At 58.8% G+C, this 17930-nt stretch carries 15 protein-coding genes; 9 read left to right on the top strand and 6 right to left on the bottom strand.

The genetic code is table 11. The features are described from left to right. The first annotated feature begins 660 nt into the window (after positions 1-660). The 7 genes from ACPYOP_RS15840 to ACPYOP_RS15870 all read left to right on the top strand — a co-directional run bounded on the left by ACPYOP_RS15840 (position 661) and on the right by ACPYOP_RS15870 (position 9394). Positions 661-1317, top strand: a complete 657-nt coding sequence (locus ACPYOP_RS15840; protein WP_481411314.1) for a DUF2291 domain-containing protein — start codon at positions 661-663, stop codon at positions 1315-1317. Continuing rightward, entirely contained in the window at positions 1314-2858 is a 1545-nt protein-coding gene (locus ACPYOP_RS15845; protein ID WP_481411315.1) for a sugar ABC transporter ATP-binding protein, read from the top strand. The genes ACPYOP_RS15840 and ACPYOP_RS15845 overlap by 4 nt, the downstream gene beginning before the upstream one ends. 22 nt (positions 2859-2880) lie before the next feature. Next, complete coding sequence (locus tag ACPYOP_RS15850; protein WP_481411316.1) at positions 2881-3933, top strand: ABC transporter permease; 1053 nt, start codon at positions 2881-2883, stop codon at positions 3931-3933. Positions 3934-4034: 101 nt separating this feature from the next. Continuing rightward, positions 4035-4982, top strand: coding sequence for a substrate-binding domain-containing protein (locus ACPYOP_RS15855; RefSeq protein WP_481411317.1), 948 nt, complete (start codon positions 4035-4037; stop codon positions 4980-4982). A 184-nt stretch (positions 4983-5166) separates the two neighbouring features. Further along, positions 5167-6009, top strand: a complete 843-nt coding sequence (locus ACPYOP_RS15860; RefSeq protein WP_481411318.1) for a DeoR/GlpR family DNA-binding transcription regulator — start codon at positions 5167-5169, stop codon at positions 6007-6009. Positions 6010-6063: 54 nt separating this feature from the next. Further along, a complete protein-coding gene (locus ACPYOP_RS15865; protein WP_481411319.1) occupies positions 6064-7593 on the top strand; it encodes an FGGY-family carbohydrate kinase in 1530 nt (509 codons plus the stop codon). Between the two features lie 58 nt (positions 7594-7651). Then, entirely contained in the window at positions 7652-9394 is a 1743-nt protein-coding gene (locus ACPYOP_RS15870) for a glycerol-3-phosphate dehydrogenase/oxidase (protein ID WP_481411320.1), read from the top strand. 9 nt (positions 9395-9403) lie between these two features. On the opposite strand, the gene fba is transcribed toward ACPYOP_RS15870, so the two are convergent. Together fba and ACPYOP_RS15880 are read right to left on the bottom strand one after the other, a co-directional pair. Next, complete coding sequence (gene fba / locus ACPYOP_RS15875) at positions 9404-10468, bottom strand: class II fructose-bisphosphate aldolase (protein ID WP_481411321.1); 1065 nt, start codon at positions 10466-10468, stop codon at positions 9404-9406. 169 nt (positions 10469-10637) lie between these two features. Beyond that, positions 10638-10802, bottom strand: coding sequence for a hypothetical protein (locus tag ACPYOP_RS15880; RefSeq protein WP_481411322.1), 165 nt, complete (start codon positions 10800-10802; stop codon positions 10638-10640). A gap of 155 nt (positions 10803-10957) precedes the next feature. On the opposite strand from ACPYOP_RS15880, the gene ACPYOP_RS15885 reads away from it, so the two are divergent. Both ACPYOP_RS15885 and ACPYOP_RS15890 read left to right on the top strand, forming a co-directional pair. Then, positions 10958-12094: a mannitol dehydrogenase family protein gene (locus ACPYOP_RS15885; protein WP_481411323.1), complete on the top strand. Its 1137-nt coding sequence runs from the start codon at positions 10958-10960 to the stop codon at positions 12092-12094. Between the two features lie 149 nt (positions 12095-12243). Then, positions 12244-13272, top strand: a complete 1029-nt coding sequence (locus ACPYOP_RS15890) for a zinc-binding alcohol dehydrogenase family protein (protein ID WP_481411324.1) — start codon at positions 12244-12246, stop codon at positions 13270-13272. A 135-nt stretch (positions 13273-13407) separates the two neighbouring features. Here ACPYOP_RS15890 and rfbC read toward each other — a convergent pair whose 3' ends face one another. The 4 genes from rfbC to rfbB form a co-directional block, all read right to left on the bottom strand. Then, the gene (gene rfbC / locus ACPYOP_RS15895) at positions 13408-13956 is read right to left on the bottom strand and encodes a dTDP-4-dehydrorhamnose 3,5-epimerase (RefSeq protein WP_481411325.1); all 549 of its coding nucleotides are present in this window, start codon (positions 13954-13956) and stop codon (positions 13408-13410) included. A 64-nt stretch (positions 13957-14020) separates the two neighbouring features. Further along, positions 14021-14908, bottom strand: coding sequence for a glucose-1-phosphate thymidylyltransferase RfbA (gene rfbA, locus ACPYOP_RS15900; RefSeq protein ID WP_481411326.1), 888 nt, complete (start codon positions 14906-14908; stop codon positions 14021-14023). Positions 14909-14990: 82 nt separating this feature from the next. Then, on the bottom strand, positions 14991-15893 hold the full coding sequence (rfbD, locus tag ACPYOP_RS15905; protein ID WP_481411327.1) for a dTDP-4-dehydrorhamnose reductase: 903 nt from the start codon (positions 15891-15893) through the stop codon (positions 14991-14993). Continuing rightward, positions 15890-16957 (bottom strand): dTDP-glucose 4,6-dehydratase, encoded by a 1068-nt coding sequence (gene rfbB, locus ACPYOP_RS15910; protein ID WP_481411328.1) that lies wholly within the window; start codon positions 16955-16957, stop codon positions 15890-15892. Before rfbB ends, rfbD begins: the two co-directional genes overlap by 4 nt. Positions 16958-17930 lie beyond the last annotated feature (973 nt).

Genomic DNA, 17930 nt, shown 5'->3' on the forward strand with positions numbered 1-17930 from the left:
CGGACAACACGCATCTTATAACACAAAGATATCACTAGTGCAGTAAAATTTTTCTCGCCTTGTAATTTTTTTCATATAAAATGGATGCTGTCAATTCCTCAGCCATCCATGGCAAGAACTGCGGCGGAGCGGAAATTCGCAAACGAGCGATCGACAGGCGGAAGCAAGGTTTTAATCGAGGCGCTGCAGAACGCCTCCGTAATATTTCATGTAAATCAGTAACTTAAAGAAATTTCTTTGAGCAACTATACTCTGAGAGGCGCCAGGGCCGAAAGCTTTGGATAACGCACGCCAAGCGGAAGTTGCGTGTCATCTTAGAAGAAAACATTGGCGCGCATGAGGATAAGCGATAGGCGGAACGCGCTAAATCGCGGTTGACATGCCCGAGGATTTATAACATATAAAACGAAGTTATTAACATACTTATATCACAATTATCGCATAGACGCGGTGTTTGTGACGCTGAATTGGGCGACTGGAGGAGACAGCCGCCCGCACATGCTGAGGAGGCTCCTGATGTTGAATTTCCATTCCGGTGACGGCGTAAGCCGAACGGCGCGCCTGCAGGCGCGAAGCCCGAGCTTCCGCTAACCGGATCTCGGCACCTTTCTTCCCCTCTCCATCAGGCAATCCGGCTGATAGGCCGAAGGTCGTTTGAACATGAATACGCAGACTCAATACGCAACTGCCAAACCGGCAGGCTCCAAGTTCAAAATCTTGGCTGGCATCGTCGCCGTGGTGATCGTGATCGGCGCCATCGCGGCCGATACCAAAGTCGTCAAGATCGGCTCCGCACACGACGTGCGCGAACAGGGCTTCCAACCCGAAGCCTTTGGTGCCGAGGAATTCCCGAAGGTGCAGGCCGATGTCGAAAAGCGCGCCGTCGATGCCGTGACGCTTGTCGATGCCGTTCTGGCCGACAAGAAGGCCGCCGGCGCAAAATACGGCGTTGCCACCACCACCGGACCGGTTCTCCCCGTTTCGCTGACCGGCACTTTCGGCGAGCGCAAGGCCAACCTCAACGAATTCAAGGTCGATGGCCTGCCTGATGGTATCACCATCCGGGTACAAACAGGCCCGGCGATCAACGGTACCGATCTTCGCGACGCGACAGGCAAGATCGAATTCGGCCAGTTCACCAACCAGATCGAATATCAGGACGCCGGTTCCGCCATCAACAACGAGATGAAGAAGGCGACCCTCGGCAGCCTGGATCCCGAGAAGCTGACGGGCAAGACGGCAACCGTCGTTGGCGTTTTCAAGCTGATCAATCCGAAGAACTGGCTCGTCACCCCGGTAAAGGTCGATGTGAAATGAGCCAGGTCCAGCACAATGGCGTGACCACGGGCGAAGTCGTTCTCGCCGCCCGCAACGTCGCCAAATCCTATGGCAGCGTCCATGCGCTGAAGGGCGTGAATTTCGATATCCGTCGTGGCGAAGTCACCACGCTCTTCGGCGAAAACGGCGCCGGCAAGTCGACGCTGATGAAGATCCTGTCCGGTGTCATCCAGCCGACCTCGGGGGATATCATCCTCGATGGCCATCCGATCAGCTTTGCCTCATCGACGCATGCGCGCGCCTGCGGCATCTCCATCATCCATCAGGAATTGAGCCTGGCACCCAATCTCAGCGTCCGCGACAACATCTTCATGGGTCGCGAGATCATGAAGGGCGGCGTGGTCGATTTTGCCGAGGAAGAGCGCCAGACCCGCGCCCTGATGGAGGAGCTGGAAGAAAATATCGATCCGCTCACACCTGTCGAGGATCTGCGCCTCGGCCAGCAGCAGATCGTCGAGATCGCGCGTGCGCTTTCCGTCAATTCCCGCATCCTGATCATGGATGAGCCGACCTCGGCATTGAGCGCCAGCGAAGTCGAAGTCCTCTTCAAGGTCATTCGCGACCTGACGAACCGCGGCGTCTCGATCGTCTATATCTCGCATCACCTGGAAGAGGCATTGCAGATCACCCATCACGCCGTCGTGCTGCGCGACGGCAATATGACGGCCTATGCCGAGCGCAAGGACATCGATCTCGAATGGATCGTGCGCAACATGGTCGGCGACAATTTCGACCTCGGCAGCCCGCCGACCGGCCATAAAATAGGCGATGTGGCACTGACGATCGACAATCTCACCGTGCCAGGCCCCTCGGGAGCTGCCTACAATGCCGTGGACCGCATGTCGCTCAAGGTCCGCGCCGGCGAGATCGTCTGCATCTACGGGCTGATGGGCGCCGGGCGCACCGAGCTGCTCGAATGCGTGGCGGGACGCCTGCGGTCGAGCGGCGGCCGTGTGCTGCTCGGCAATACCGACGTCGGCGGCCTCAGTATTGCCGGGCGCATCGCGCAAGGCCTGGTGCTGGTGCCGGAAGATCGGCAGCGCGACGGCTTGGTACAGACGATGACCGTCGGCTCGAACCTGTCGCTCGCCAGTATCGGCGCCTTCACCAAAGGCCTGTTCACCTCGGGCGGCCGCGAGCGGTCGCTGGTGAACGATTCCATCCGCAAGGTTCATATCAAGACCGATGGTGGCGAGGCCGCGATCGGCTCGCTGTCCGGCGGCAATCAGCAGAAGGTCGTCATCGGCAAGATGCTGGCGACCGAACCGAGAGTGATCCTCCTCGACGAGCCGAGCCGCGGCATTGATATCGGCGCGAAGGCCGAAGTCTTCAAGCTGCTTGCCGAACGCGCCAAGGAAGGTCTCGCAGTAATCTATTCGACGTCGGAAGTCGCCGAATGCCTGAGCATTGCCCACCGCATCATCGTCATGCACCGCGGCAAGATTTCTGCCGAATTCGGACCCGACGTTACCAAAGAGAAGATCATGGCCGCCTCCGGCGAAGCAGTGGTCGCGCACTAGCCGCATTCATGGAGCACTGATTATGTCAGTCACGAACATCACAGAAAAGAAACCAATTTCGAACGGACAGCGGCGGAACTTCAATCTCGTGCGGCTGATCCTGGAAGGGCGCGCCTTCTTCGCGCTGATCGTCATCATTGCGGTCTTCTCCTTCCTGTCGCCCTATTACTTCTCGCTCAGCAATTTCCTGACGATGGCCTCGCATGTCGCAATCTTCGGCATCCTTGCCATCGGCATGCTGCTTGTTATCCTCAACGGCGGCATCGACCTTTCGGTCGGCTCGACGCTCGGCCTTGCCGGCTGTATTGCCGGCTTCCTGATGCAGGGCGTCACGCTTTCGAGCTTCGGCGTCATTCTCTATCCGCCGGTCTGGGCCGTGGTCGTGCTGACCTGCGCGCTTGGCGCCGTTGTCGGCGCCGTCAACGGCGTGCTCATCGCTTACCTGCGCGTCCCGGCCTTCGTCGCATCGCTCGGCGTGCTCTATGTCGCCCGCGGCATCGCATTGCTGATGACCAACGGCCTCACCTACAACAATCTCGGCGGCCGTCCCGAACTTGGCAATACCGGCTTCGACTGGCTGGGCTTCAACCGTCTCGCCGGCATCCCGATCGGCGTCATCGTGCTTGCGGTCCTTGCCATCATCTGCGGTCTCGTTCTCAGCCGCACCGCCTTCGGCCGTTGGCTCTATGCATCGGGTGGCAACGAGCGCGCGGCCGATCTTTCCGGCGTTCCGGTCAAGCGCGTCAAGATCATCGTCTATGTGCTGTCGGGCGTCTGCGCCGCTATCGCCGGCCTGGTGCTTTCCTCGCAGCTGACATCGGCCGGCCCGACCGCAGGCACCACCTACGAGCTGACGGCGATCGCCGCCGTCGTCATCGGCGGCGCCGCCTTGACGGGCGGCCGCGGCACGGTGCGCGGCACCATGCTCGGCGCCTTTGTTATCGGCTTCCTGTCCGACGGCCTCGTCATCATCGGCGTGTCGGCTTACTGGCAGACCGTCTTTACCGGCGCGGTCATCGTGCTCGCCGTGCTCATGAACAGCATCCAGTACGGACGTCGGACCAAGTCCAGCTGACGCCCCACACAAACTTGTCACCGACCGGTGAAGAATGCCGGTCGGGGAAAGAACCGCCGGCTCGCCGGCACCACTGAGCTCATCAAAAGGGAGAGAGACTAATGTTCAAGAAAGCTTTGCGTACCGTCATGGCGGCGGTTGCCGTGGCGCCGCTTCTGACGGGAGCTGCCTGGGCTGCCGGCCAGATCACCGTCATCGTCAACGATCCGTCCAACCCCTACTGGTTGACGGAAGGCAATGTCGCCAAGGCGACCGCTGAAAAGCTCGGCTATACGGCGACGGTTGGCGCCCATAAGGGCGATACCAACACCGAGAGCAACCTGATCGATACGGCGATCACCAACAAGTCGGTCGCCATCATTCTCGATCCGGCCAATGCCGACGGTTCCGTCGGCGCGGTCAAGAAGGCAGTTGCCGCCGGCATTCCGGTTTTCCTGGTCAACGCTGAAATCAACCAGGAAGGCCTCGCCAAGGCTCAGCTCGTCTCCAACAACGCCCAGGGTGCCGCTATCGGCGCTCAGCAGTGGGTCGAAGCCGTTGGCGACAAGGGTAATTATGCCGAACTCTTCGGTGCGCCTTCGGACAACAACGCCGCCACCCGGTCGAACGGCTATGAAACCGTTCTGACCCAGTATCCCGATCTGAAGAAGGTTGCCAAGGAAGTCGCCAACTGGGACCGCACCCAGGGCCACAACAAGATGCAGTCGATCCTGCAGGCGCACCCGGACATCACCGGCGTGATCTCCGGCAATGACGAAATGGCGCTCGGCGCGATTGCCGCTCTCAAGGAAGCCGGCAAGCTCGCCAACGTCAAGGTCGGTGGCTTCGACGGCTCGCCGGACGCTGTTGCCGCCATCAAGGCCGGCGAACTGCAGTACACCGTCCTGCAGCCGGTCGCCACCTTCTCGGCGGAAGCCGTCAAGCAGGCCGACAGCTTCATCAAAACCGGCAAGACCGGTGCCACAAGCGAAAAGCAGCTCTTCGACTGCATCCTGATCACCAAGGACAATGTCGACAAGTACACGGCACCCTTCGTTCTGTCCGAATAATGCTATCGGGGGCGCCGGGAAGCCGGCGCTCCCATCCCTTGACCGCCATCGGCGACACTCTGCCCGAACATCAGGCAGAACTTGCAGAACTGCCAGCAGCGAATTGCTTTTTATGCCTTTTCCCATAGCATGGCATTCCGCTGCGGCAAGGGAACATCCGCAAGGCTCAGCGCTAGAGGCCGACGTGACAGACAAGACAAGCCCCGTATCATTCCTGCAAGATGAACTGCCGAGCGACAGCCGGCATTCCCGCCAGATCGCCCGGCGCCAGATGATCGCCGAAGCCGTCATGGCGGAAGGCTCCATGCGCATAGAGGATCTGACCGACCGTTTCGGCATCAGCCTGATGACGGCGCATCGCGATGTCGACGAGCTGGTCAGCCGTGGGCTGTTTCGAAAGACGCGCGGCATCGTTTCTGCCGCCGCCACCAGCCTGATCGAATCGAGCGACGTCTATCGCGCCAACCGGCAGGCGAGCGAAAAGAAGATGATCGCGGCTGCCGCAATGCAGTTCATCGAGCCCGGCCAGGCAGTCTTTCTCGACGATTCCACTACCGTCCTGCAGATGGCTTCGCTGCTGCCCGCCAAGGTGCCGTTGACGGCGATCACCAATTCTCTGACACTGATGAATGCGCTGAAGGACATGCATGACGTGTCGCTTCTGGCGCTCGGCGGGCAATACTTTAATTGGTGCAACGCCTTCATGGGCCGCATGACGATCAACGAAATCAATCGCTTGCGGGCCGACGTCGCCTTCATCTCGATGTCGGCCATCATCGACGACGTCGTCTTCCATCAGTCGCCCGAGATCGTCGATATCAAGCGGGCGATGTTCGACAGCGCCGCCAAGCGCATCCTGATGATGGATCACACCAAATTCGAACGGCGGGCACTGCATAGTTTCGCGCATTTAAGCGAATTCGATGTCGTGATCGTCGACGACAAGACGCCTGCCGCGCATCTGGAGCGCATGCGCAACAAGAATATCAATGTGGTCGTCGCCAAAGGCGACAAGGAGCGGTCCTGACGGCCAGGCCCATGCGGTCGGCCCAGGAATAGTTCGCGATCAGGAGTATCGAGAATGCCGAGTCTGCTCGGAATTGACAGTGGCTTGACCGTCACCAAGGCCGTCATCTTCGACGTCGACGGTACACCGCTTGCCGTCGCACGCCGCCGCGTAACCCAGTTCATGCCGAAAGCCCGCCATGTCGAACGCGACATGGATGAGCTCTGGACCCGCACGGCCGATGCCATTGCCGAGGCGATCAGGCTCAGCAAGCGTCCCGCCAGCGACATTCAAGCGATTGCCACCACCGCCCATGGCGACGGTATCTATCTGCTCGATAAAGCAAAAAAGCCGCTCGGACGCGCCATTCTCTCGCTCGACAGCCGCGCCGGATCGATCGTCGAACAATGGTTGAAAAGCCCGCTTGCCGATCAAGCCCTGGCGCTCACAGGCCAGTTGCCACACGTCTCGGCACCATCGGCGCTGCTTGCCTGGATCAAGGCCAATGAGCCGGAGCGTTTCGCGCAAATCGGCCATATCCTCAGCTGCAAGGACTGGCTGCGCTTCTGCCTGACTGGCGTTGAAGGCACCGACCGGACCGAGGCCAGCACATCCTTCACCGATGTTTCGACCCAGGATTATTCGCCGGACGCGTTGAAGCTCTTCGGTCTCAGTGAGATGGCGGGTGCCATGCCGCCTGCTTCGCGATCCGACGAGATCGTCGGATACGTGACCGAAGCCGTTGCGAGGCAGACGAGCCTTGCCGAAGGCACGCCTGTTGTTGCCGGTCTGCACGACGTCACCGCTTCGGCCCTTGGCGCCGGCGGCTATGCCGACGGCATCGTTGCCGTCATCGCCGGCACCTATTCGATCAACGAAACGCTTTCCTCGGAGCCCCGTGTCGACGGCCGCTGGTTCTGCCGCAACGCCATTGCGCCGGGCCAATGGAACAACATGTCGATCTCGCCGGCATCATCTGCGAATTATGAGTGGTTCCTGGACAAGCTCTGCGCCAGCGAAATTGTAAGCGCTGAAGCAGCAGGCCAGTCGATCCATGCCTTGCTCGGTCCCGAGATCGAGGCGGCGTTCAAGCGGCCATCGAGTGCGCTGTTCCACCCCTATCTGTTCGGCTCACCCTACGGCGCCGATGCCAGTGCCAGCTTCTTCGGACTTGGCGGTTGGCACGATCGCGGCGACATGCTGCGGGCGGTTCTCGAAGGCATCGCCTTCAACCATAAAATTCACGTCGATGCCTTAAGTGACGGTTTTTCCTTTAATCAGGCGAGATTGGCGGGCGGCGTGTCGCGCAACCCGATCGTCGTGCAGATGTTTGCCGATATATTCGGCATGCCGGTTACCGTGACCGAAACCGATGAAGCCGCCGCCTGGGGTGCCGCCCTTTGCGCCGGCGCCGGTATCGGCGTCTACGCCAGCCCGCAGAGCGATCCGCGCGATGTTGCGAAGATCGCCAGGACCTATCATCCGGATTCCGCCCGTAGCGCCGGCTATCGCAGCCGCTACGACCTCTTCCGCGACATTGCCGAAGCAATGACGCCGCTCTGGCCGCGGATCGGCAATCTCGCCGTTCAACACTCCCAAGACTAGACCGAAATGCGCCGCGCGGACAGGCTCTGTCGCGGCAGCTCAGCAGGACGATGATGTTATGACCGATATGGCCGCCGATCTGAACCAACGCTTCTCGCAACTGCAAGACGGAGATGTCGATGTCGTCATTCTCGGCGCAGGCGTCAACGGTGCCGGTCTGTTTCGCGATCTCTCGGTCCAGGGCGTCAATTGCCTGATCGTCGACAAATCAGATTTCGGTTCGGGCACGAGTGCAGCGCCTTCGCGGCTGATCCATGGCGGCCTCAAATATCTCGAAACCGGCGAGTTCCGGCTGGTGGCCCAGTCAGCGCTCGAGCGGAACCATTTATTGAAGAATGCGCCGCATTGCGTCGAGGCACTGCCGACTTTCGTGCCGATCTTCTCCTGGACGCGCGGCATATGGGCCGCCCTTCGCACTCTGACAGGCTCGACGACCGCTCCGCGCAGCCGCGGCGCCGTGCTCATCAAGATCGGGCTTGCGCTCTACGACTTCTTCGGCTCGCGCAGCCGCGTCATGCCGCGCCACAGGTTTCTGCTGAAGGGCCGCGCGCTCAAGGAAATGCCGCATGTGACGACTGAGATCGTGGCGGGCGGTATCTACTACGACGCCAAGATCAGCAGGCCGGAACGGCTGGTTTATGAGTTGGTCAATGACGGGATGGAAGCGAACAAGGGCTCGCTGGCGGCAAATGCGACAAGACTTGTTTCAGCCGCCGATGGCCTGCTGACCTTCCAGCGTTCGGACGGCTATGCCTTCTCGGTCAGGCCGAAGCTCGTCGTCAACGCCGCCGGCCCCTGGATCGATCACGTCAATGCTGCTCTCGGCGCACCGGCTCACCTGATCGGCGGCACCAAGGGATCGCATATCCTGCTCGATCATCCGGAGCTGGTGCGCAGCCTGAACGGCCATATGATCTATTTCGAAGCCGATGACGGCCGTATCTGCCTCGTCTATGGCTATCTCGGCCAGGCACTTGTGGGATCGACGGACATCCCCTGCGACGATCCTGACAATGTCCGCTGCGAGGAGCCCGAGATCGACTATTTCCTCGATAGCGTCCGGTCGCTGCTTCCGAGCCTCCGCTTCGACCGCGACCAGGTGACCTATAGCTATAGCGGCATCCGTCCCCTGCCCGCCTCGGACGCCTCCTCGCCGGGCCTGATCAGCCGCGATCACTCCGCACCGGTCTTCGAGCCACAGGCCGGCCGCCCCTTTCCGATCATCTCGCTGGTCGGCGGCAAATGGACCACGTTCCGCGGCTTTGCCGAAGAAGTGACGGATACCGTGCTGGCGCGCCTCCAGCGCAGCCGCAAGACATCCACCGAACAGCTCGCCATCGGCGGCGGCCGGAATTTCCCGATCAGTTCCAATGAGCGTGCAAGCTGGATCCGGTCGGTCGCGGTAAAGACCGGGGTGGAGGCAAGCAGAGCGGACGAGCTGCTCGGCCGATACGGCACGACGGCCGCAGCAATCCTCGCTCATCCTTCAACCTATAGCGACGGCCAGCGCATCAGCGGCGCGCAACGTCATAGCGCGCTCGAGATCGATTGGATCGCGCGGCGGGAGATGGTCGTGCATCTGTCCGACATTGTGTTTCGCCGCACGACCATGGCGATCGAGGGGTTGCTGACGATCCAGGGCTTGCGCGAAATCGGTGCGATCGCCGCAGCCACCCTGCACTGGGATGCGCAGCGGCTCGCGAACGAGATCGACGATGTCGTCGCGTCGCTGTCGAAGTTCCACGGTCAGACCTTGAGTGAAGAAAGCGTGCGCCGGGCGGCAAGCCCGGCGGCACGCTGATCAGCTACTTCAGGAGAAAACCGGGTCGAGCGAACCGGACTTGTAGCGCTTGGCCATCTCGGTGACGGTCAACGGCTGGATGCGCGAGGCGTGTCCTGCCGTTCCGAACTGCTCGAAGCGCTCCTTGCAAAGCTTCGTCAGGGCAGCCATGGCCGGCTTCATATATTTGCGGGGATCGAACTCGCTCGGATCCTCCTGCAGCACACGGCGGATCTGGCCCGTCATCGCCATGCGGCCGTCGGTGTCGATGTTGATCTTGCGCACGCCGTTCTTGATGCCGCGCTGGATCTCTTCGACCGGCACGCCCCAGGTCGGCTTCATCTGACCGCCATACCTGTTGATAATCTCCTGCAATTCCTCGGGAACCGAGGAGGAACCATGCATGACGAGATGCGTGTTAGGCAGCTTGCGATGGATTTCCTCGATCACGTTCATCGCCAGCACCGAGCCATCCGGCTTGCGCGTGAACTTATAGGCACCGTGCGAGGTGCCCATGGCGATCGCCAGCGCATCCACCTTGGTCTCACGCACGAATTTGACCGCCTCATCCGGATTGGTGAGCAACTGGTCATGAGACAGCTTGCCTTCCGCGCCATGACCATCTTCAGCCTCGCCCATGCCGGTTTCCAGCGAGCCCAGCACGCCAAGCTCACCCTCGACGGAAATGCCACCGAGATGCGCCATACCGGTCACCGTCTTCGTCACGCCGACATTATAATCCCAATCGGCCGGCGTCTTGGCATCCGCCTTCAGCGAACCATCCATCATGACCGACGTGAAGCCGGCCTGGATGGCCGTCATGCAGCTCGAGGGATCATTGCCATGGTCCAGATGCACGCAGACGGGAATATGCGGATAAATCTCGACGACGGCATCCATCATGTGCTTCAGCATGATGTCGTTGGCATAGGCCCTGGCACCCCTCGATGCCTGCATGATCACTGGCGCGCCGACGGCATCGGCCGCTTCCATGATGGCGAGCGCCTGTTCCATGTTGTTGATATTGAAGGCAGGAACGCCATAACCGTTTTCAGCGGCGTGATCGAGCAATTGCCTTAAGGTGATACGTGCCATTCAATTCTCCCTGGGCCATGATGGGCGGTTCAACATCGCGCGGACGATGCCGCTTTGAGCGGCTGCACAAGCAGAATGCCGATACCCGACTTCGTTTCAAAAGACCGGCAGACAGGCGCTCCCGCCGCAGCGGCATTTATAACAAGTTAAAATTACAATATCACAATTTTTATGACATTTTGTTGTGATTTCCATAAAGAGGTTGTTTTTGAACTATGATGGCTGCTTCGGATTTTTGTGCAGAAATCAGCCAATGGGTTGCCTGATCTTCTACAGCCCACTCAAGCGACAACCGAATGCCGCCGGCGCCGCCCTGCGCTTCAAAGCGCGACATCTAATCATTTGCTTATCCGTATAAAAAACATTTGACGATCGGCCGCTTAACTGTTTTCTATAGATAAAAAACAAACATCGGGAGGATTGGTGAATGTCTGCGCCTTGTTCCCGTCAAGCGTTGTCAATCAACATTGAAGATAGGAGCAGCCTGGCGTGAGCTCGCGGATCATTCAATTCGGCACCAGCCGGTTTCTGCAGGCCCATGCGGCGTTCTTCGTGCATGAGGCAAGGCAATCAGGCCAGGATGTCGGGCCCATCACCGTAGTACAGGTTTCAGGCGCCAGCAGCCGCAGCGGCCGCGTTGCCGCCTTTGGCAATGCGGAAGGATATCCCATCATCATTCGCGGCATGGTGGGCGGGCAGCCTGTCGATCGCACCGTGCAGGTGACTAGCGTCGATCGCGGTCTTTCGGCCGTCGAACACTGGGACGAACTATCGAAGCTCTTTGCCGAGGAAGCCGAATTCGTCATCTCCAATACCGGCGATACCGGCTACCAGACATGGCATGAAGAAGATGGTTTTGGCGCGGATGGCCAGGTGCCGCGCTCCTTTCCCGCCAAGCTTGCCGCGCTGCTCGCCAAGCGCTGGCAGGTGACCGCTCGCCCGCTGGTCATCCTTCCCTGCGAGCTGGTGACGGGCAATGGCCGTGTCCTGAAGCAGGCGGTGATCGACTGCGCCAAGCTCAACGCACTACCGACCGGGTTCTTCACCTGGCTCGACGAGCATGTCGCCTTTGCCGAGACCCTGGTCGACCGTATCGTTTCCGAGCCCATAGAGCCGATCGGCGCCGTTGCCGAACCCTATGCGCTGTGGGCGATCAAGCGCGCCCCGGGCGTCCGCCTGCCATGCAGCCACCCGAGCATCGTGCTGACCGACGATCTTGAGCCCTACGAGCGCCTGAAGCTGCATATCCTCAATCTTGGCCACACCGTCCTTGCCGAAATCTGGCAACGCGAAAACCGGCCGGCGGATGAGACCGTGCGCGCCATACTGGCCGATAAGGCGATACGGGCAAGGCTGGATGCACTCTACCAGAGCGAAGTGCTGCCCGGCTTTGCCGCAAACGGCATGGGCGATGAAGCGAAGGCCTATGTGGCAACGACGCTCGACCGTTTCCTCAACCCCTTTCTGGATCATCGCATCGCCGACATCGCTCAGCATCACCGTGAGAAAGTGGCTCGCCGCATTCACACCTTCCTGGACTGGGCGGACAAGGCAGGCAGTCCCTCGGACGCCCCGGTCCTCAGAGAAATCGCAGCGCGCCATGCCCAGATGGATACAGCACGGTGATGTCCGCGCAGGCTTCGAAGCGAAACGCAGAAATCGCGTGAATATGATGAATGAACCGAGGACTGCCGGCTCGCCGTTTTAGGAAAGTCGACACGTACACATTGAAACACCAACGGCCGGCATCGCCAGCCTTTCGAGAGTGCATCACCATGAAAACATTGATCTGCAATGAACCCGGCTGGCTCTCCCTGATCGAGCGCGATGTCCCGACGCCCGCCGAAGGCGAAGTGCTGGTGCGCATCAGGCGCGTCGGCATTTGCGGCACGGATTTCCACATCTATCAGGGCAAGCATCCCTTTCTCGAATATCCGCGTATCATGGGCCATGAACTGTCCGGCACGGTGGAGGATGCAAATGGTTCGAGCCGCCTTAAGAATGGGGAAAACGTCTATGTCGTTCCCTATCTTTCCTGCGGCAAATGCGTTGCCTGCCGGCGCGGCGTGACCAATGCCTGCCAAAACATTGCCGTGCTTGGCGTCCATCGCGATGGCGGCATGACCGAATTCCTCTGCATTCCCGAACAGAATGTCATCTCTGCCGGCAAGGCCTCGCTGGACGAAGCTGCGATGATCGAGTTCCTGGCGATCGGCGCCCATGGTGTCAAGCGCGGCGGCATCACGTCAGCCGATCGCGTTCTCGTCGTCGGCTCAGGCCCGATCGGCATGTCCGCCATCATCTTCGCCAAGGCACGCGGCGCCGACGTCACCGTCATGGACATCCGCGAGGACCGATTGGATTTCACCATCGCTTCGCTCGGCGCCGACCGGACACTCATCGCCAATGACGACGCCGAAGCCCATGCAAAACGCCTCACCGACGGCGATTTCTTCGACGTCGTCATCGACGCAACCGGCAACACCAAGGCCATGCAACGCGGCTTCGGCTTCGTCGCCCACGGCGGCCGCTACGTCCTGGTCAGCGTCGTGCGCGACGACATCACCTTCTCCGATCCGGAATTCCACAAGCGCGAAACCACCCTCTTCGCCAGCCGCAATGCGCAGCCGGACGATTTTGCGGAGGTCGTCAAGCAGATGGAGAATGGCCAAGTGTCGACGAAAGCGTTGAACACGCACCGGGGTTCGCTTGATGATGCACCAGGGTTGTTCAAGGAGTGGCTGCGGCCTGAGATGGGGGTGATTAAGGCGATTTTGGAGGTCGGCCACTCGACAATATCGTAGGATTCTACGCAACTTACAATAGTAAGCATTTTATGAGAGCGAGCGTTCGGGCAAAACGTCGATGCGTATTCGAAATAGCGCCTTGGACTGATGTGCACAAACTTTGCGACAAGCCAAACCTGTCACCAGGGTCTCTTACATGAATAACTCAACATCTGCGAGCAAGGGCTGGCCCTGATCCTTGGATGAGAGGATTGGCTGATCGCTCAGCTTCCAGTCGATATCGATCTGTGGATCATCCCAGCGAATACCGCGATCGCTTTCCGGCGCATAATAATCGGTGGTCTTATAGAGGAATTCAACATGGTCGCTCAAAGTCAGAAAGCCGTGGGCAAATCCTTCCGGAATCCAAAGCTGGCGCTTGTTTTCTTCCGACAGGAGCACGCCAACCCATTGCCCGAATGTCGGCGAAGCCTTCCTTATGTCGACTGCGACGTCATAGACTTTGCCGACCACGACCCGCACTAGCTTGGCTTGCGCATGCGGCGGCAGCTGGTAATGCAACCCGCGTAGAACGCCCTTTCCGGATCGGCTGTGATTGTCCTGGACGAAATCGGCGCCTCGCCCTATCGCCGTCTCGAACTTCGCCTTGCTGAAGCTTTCAAAGAAGAAGCCGCGATCATCGGCAAACACGGTGGGCTCGATGATCTTTACATCCGGAATGGCGGTATCGATGGCTTTCATTCGTCTTCCTACTTCGATTGAGAAGCGTTCGGTGGCAAGCGGCATGACAGCCGCCACGGCATCGCTAGAATATTTTCTCGCGCAAGATTCCCAGAAGATATTGTCCGTAAGCGTTCTTCTTAAGCGGGAGCGCCAGCGCCTCGACCTCGGATGCGTCGATCCAGCCGCTGCGATAGGCGATCTCCTCCGGGCAAGCGACTTTCAGGCCCTGCCGGTTTTCGATGGTAGCGATGTAGTGGCTCGCCTCCAGCATGGATTCATGCGTGCCTGTATCGAGCCAGGCATAGCCACGCCCCATGGTCTGCACATCGAGCTGCCCGGCCTTCAGATAATGCACGTTGACATCGGTTATTTCCAGCTCGCCGCGTGACGAAGGACGAATGGATTTCGCGACATCGACAACGCTCTCATCATAGAAATAAAGACCGGTGACGGCATAATTGCTCTTCGGCAGCCTCGGCTTTTCCTCCAGGCTGATGGCCCGCCCCTCTCCGTCGAACTCGACGACACCATAGCGATCCGGGTCCTGTACATGATAGGTAAAAACGGTGGCGCCGGTCTCCTTGTCACTCGCCTCGCGGAGAAGTCGAGTAAAATCATGTCCGTAGAAGATGTTGTCCCCCAGTACCAGCACGGATGGGGCACCATCCAGGAATTCCTCGCCAATCAGAAATGCCTGTGCCAGACCATCCGGGCTTGGTTGAACCGCGTAGCTAAGTTTGATGCCCCATTGACTGCCGTCACCGAGCAATTGTTCAAACCGGGGCGTATCCTGCGGTGTCGAGATGATGAGTATCTCACGGATACCAGCCAGCATCAGCGTCGTCAGCGGGTAATAGATCATCGGCTTGTCGTAGATCGGCAAGAGCTGTTTGCTGACTGCGAGCGTCACCGGATAAAGGCGCGTTCCAGACCCACCTGCAAGTATGATGCCTTTGCGTGCTTTCTTCATGGTTCAGTGTCTCGTCTTCATTCCGTCCACGTCTACCCGGCTCACCGATCATGATCCGCGCCGCTAGAATATCTCTCAATCTTCAATTCGCTGCGAGCCGCAACCTTGCAACGACGTCGCTGACACCCTCCTGCCATTCCGGCAAGGTAACCTCGAAGCGCTGCATAAGCTTTGCGCAATTGAGCCTTGAGTTGGCTGGGCGCTTTGCGGGAGTTGGATATTCGGGAGTCGAGATCGGCTTGAGCGCATCAAGGGAAAGGGCAAGCTTGAAGTTTGCGGCCGACGCTTCGCGAAGGATATGTGCCGCGTAGCCATGCCACGACGTGTTGCCCTGTGCCGTCAGATGGTAGGTTCCCGAGAAATCGTCGGGCGCCTGCGAATCAATCATGCGCTCTATAACCGCGCGCGTGACGTCGGCAATAAGGGCTGCCGATGTCGGTGCTCCCACCTGATCGGCAACGACATTCAGCGTGTCCCGCTCCTGGGAAAGCCGAAGGATGGTCTTCAGGAAATTGCTGCCGTGATATCCATAGACCCAGCTCGTCCGCAGGATCACATGCGCAGCCCCGGCCGCACGCACGGCCTCCTCCCCCAGCCATTTGCTTTCGCCATACACGGATCGCGGATTGGCCGCGTCGTCCTCCATGTAGGGAGCCACTTTCGTGCCGTCGAAGACATAATCTGACGAGTAATGCACAAGCAAGGCGCCCCTGTCCGCCGCCCAGCGCGCCATGATCCCCGGCGCTGCGGCGTTGGCTGCCATCGCCTGCTCGGCGTCCCTTTCCGCGCGATCCACCGCGGTGTAGGCGGCTGGATTGACGATGATATGCGGCTTATGCTCCCGGAGTGCAGCAAGGATATTGGCTTCGTTGGCCAGATCCATCTCGCCACGGGTGACTGCTACCACAGTCCCCAAGATCGCAAGCGAATGCTGCAGTTCGAAACCCACTTGCCCGTTGGCACCTGTGACCAGGATCCTGCTCACAGCTGCACCTCATATTGCCTGCCGATCCATTCACGATAGGCGCCACTCGTAACGTTACTCACCCAATTCAGGTTGGCGAGATACCATTCGATCGTCTTGCGAATGCCGGTTTCGAAAGTCTCCTCAGGTCTCCAGCCGAGCTCGCGCTCGAGCTTGCGCGCATCTATCGCATAGCGCCGATCGTGGCCCGGCCGATCCTTCACGAACGTGATCTGATCGCTGTAGCGGCTGCCATCCGCCTTTGGCCGAAGCTCATCTAGGATCGCGCAGATGGCGTGGACGACATCAAGATTCGGCTTCTCGTTCCAGCCTCCGACATTATAGGTCTCGCCAACCTTGCCGGCCTTCAGCACGCGACGGATGGCGCTGCAATGATCCTTGACATAGAGCCAGTCCCTGATCTGCTGACCATCGCCATAAAGGGGAAGGCTCTTGCCCGAGAGCGCATTCAGGATCACCAGCGGGATCAGCTTTTCGGGGAAATGGTAAGGTCCGTAATTGTTGCTGCAATTTGTGGTTAGTACCGGGAGACCGTAGGTGTGGTGCCAGGCGCGAACCAGATGATCCGACGCCGCCTTGCTGGCGGAATAAGGACTGTTCGGCTCATAGCGATTGCGCTCGCTGAACGGCGCCTCGTCCTTGCTCAACGTGCCATAAACCTCGTCCGTCGAGACGTGAAGAAAGCGGAAGCCCTGCTTCTCATCGTCTGGCAGGCCATCCCAGTAACCGCGAACCGATTCCAACAGATTGAAGGTGCCGACAATATTCGTCTGGATGAAATCGCCTGGCCCATGGATGGAACGGTCGACATGGCTCTCCGCGGCAAAATTGATCACTGCCCGCGGCTGGTGCATCCAAAATAGGTCGCTTACCAGCGCTCGGTCACCGATATCGCCATGCACGAATACATGGCGGTTGTCGCCGTTCAATCCTTTCAACGTCCCCAGATTACCGGCGTAGGTTAGTTTGTCGAGATTGACAACTGTCTCGTCACGCCGATCAAGCCAATCAAGAACGAAGTTTCCGCCAATAAACCCGGCTCCTCCGGAAACCAAGATTGTCATCTAAAATCCATCTCTGATTTAAGCCATTATAAAATAGATATTCTTGCGCCTACGCTTCCGAGACGTGCCACAGTTACCGAATCATTCTACGACAAAGCAAAGCGGAACGCATCAAGACACTACGCTCAATATTTTCATTAAGTGGGAATTTACGTATCACTACGCTTTCAAACCGTTTAATTAAGAATCAAGCCGCGTCATTGAATCCAAAACAAGCATCACTGGCTATTCGCCTCATAGCAAGGTAAAGGTGCCGCCTCAGTCCATTAAGGTGGCCGCCTTTCCACAAACACCATTGCTCTAAATGCTCTCGCACACCGGCTCCACCATCGCAATCAAGCACCACACTCTGGGAATTCCTTCCGTCAATTGCCTCCCGGTTGTGAACGTCTATTGATTCCTTACCTGTTATGCCTTGCGCTGTTTTGCCACGCGACCACCTCGGCGATCACGTTGTTTACGTACTTTGTGGTCGATCCTGCAGTCGAGACAATGGCTTTTCAAAACGCCGTCCGTGAATGCCCTCGAAGAGCAATGTTGCAGGGTAGTAATGTCTTAATAAGCAAATATGTCCCGCGGGATTCCGACCCATGGTGCCGTGCCAGCTGTAGAATGGACGCGAGATCGATAGCCTGTGAGTGCTCTCACACGAGCACTGTACAATTGGCGTCACCTTCATTTAAAATACGGCGATTAGATCAGAGTGGTTGTACACTTGCGACAATCAACCGGCTTGGAGAGCTCGCAGAGCAATATGACTTCCCGCGAAAAAATGCTCGCCCGTCGAATTATGTTAACGCTTCTCCCCATCTTTGGCGGTTTGAGCGTTATGGCGCTTTTTACGCTATCGGTGATGGTCTAACGCGTTGCACCTCTTTGGATTAGTGGGAAAACTCCATTAATTCCTAGCCATAAGCCATTGTTTCGACGTGACAAAAGCAGAGCACTAGCTTGAAGATATCGCTGCCACATA

The organism is Rhizobium sp. KNZ2-6A (genome assembly GCF_056755475.1).

What these genes read in the sequence shown, in the direction of transcription:
- ACPYOP_RS15865 (WP_481411319.1), top strand. Translation starts at nt 6,064, where the DNA reads ATGCCGAGTCTGCTCGGAATTGACAGTGGCTTGACCGTCACCAAGGCC.
- rfbB (WP_481411328.1), bottom strand. Translation starts at nt 16,957, where the DNA reads ATGACAATCTTGGTTTCCGGAGGAGCCGGGTTTATTGGCGGAAACTTC.
- rfbA (WP_481411326.1), bottom strand. Translation starts at nt 14,908, where the DNA reads ATGAAGAAAGCACGCAAAGGCATCATACTTGCAGGTGGGTCTGGAACG.
- rfbC (WP_481411325.1), bottom strand. Translation starts at nt 13,956, where the DNA reads ATGAAAGCCATCGATACCGCCATTCCGGATGTAAAGATCATCGAGCCC.
- ACPYOP_RS15845 (WP_481411315.1), top strand. Translation starts at nt 1,314, where the DNA reads ATGAGCCAGGTCCAGCACAATGGCGTGACCACGGGCGAAGTCGTTCTC.
- fba (WP_481411321.1), bottom strand. Translation starts at nt 10,468, where the DNA reads ATGGCACGTATCACCTTAAGGCAATTGCTCGATCACGCCGCTGAAAAC.
- ACPYOP_RS15850 (WP_481411316.1), top strand. Translation starts at nt 2,881, where the DNA reads ATGTCAGTCACGAACATCACAGAAAAGAAACCAATTTCGAACGGACAG.
- ACPYOP_RS15855 (WP_481411317.1), top strand. Translation starts at nt 4,035, where the DNA reads ATGTTCAAGAAAGCTTTGCGTACCGTCATGGCGGCGGTTGCCGTGGCG.
- ACPYOP_RS15870 (WP_481411320.1), top strand. Translation starts at nt 7,652, where the DNA reads ATGACCGATATGGCCGCCGATCTGAACCAACGCTTCTCGCAACTGCAA.
- ACPYOP_RS15890 (WP_481411324.1), top strand. Translation starts at nt 12,244, where the DNA reads ATGAAAACATTGATCTGCAATGAACCCGGCTGGCTCTCCCTGATCGAG.
- ACPYOP_RS15840 (WP_481411314.1), top strand. Translation starts at nt 661, where the DNA reads ATGAATACGCAGACTCAATACGCAACTGCCAAACCGGCAGGCTCCAAG.
- ACPYOP_RS15880 (WP_481411322.1), bottom strand. Translation starts at nt 10,802, where the DNA reads ATGTCGCGCTTTGAAGCGCAGGGCGGCGCCGGCGGCATTCGGTTGTCG.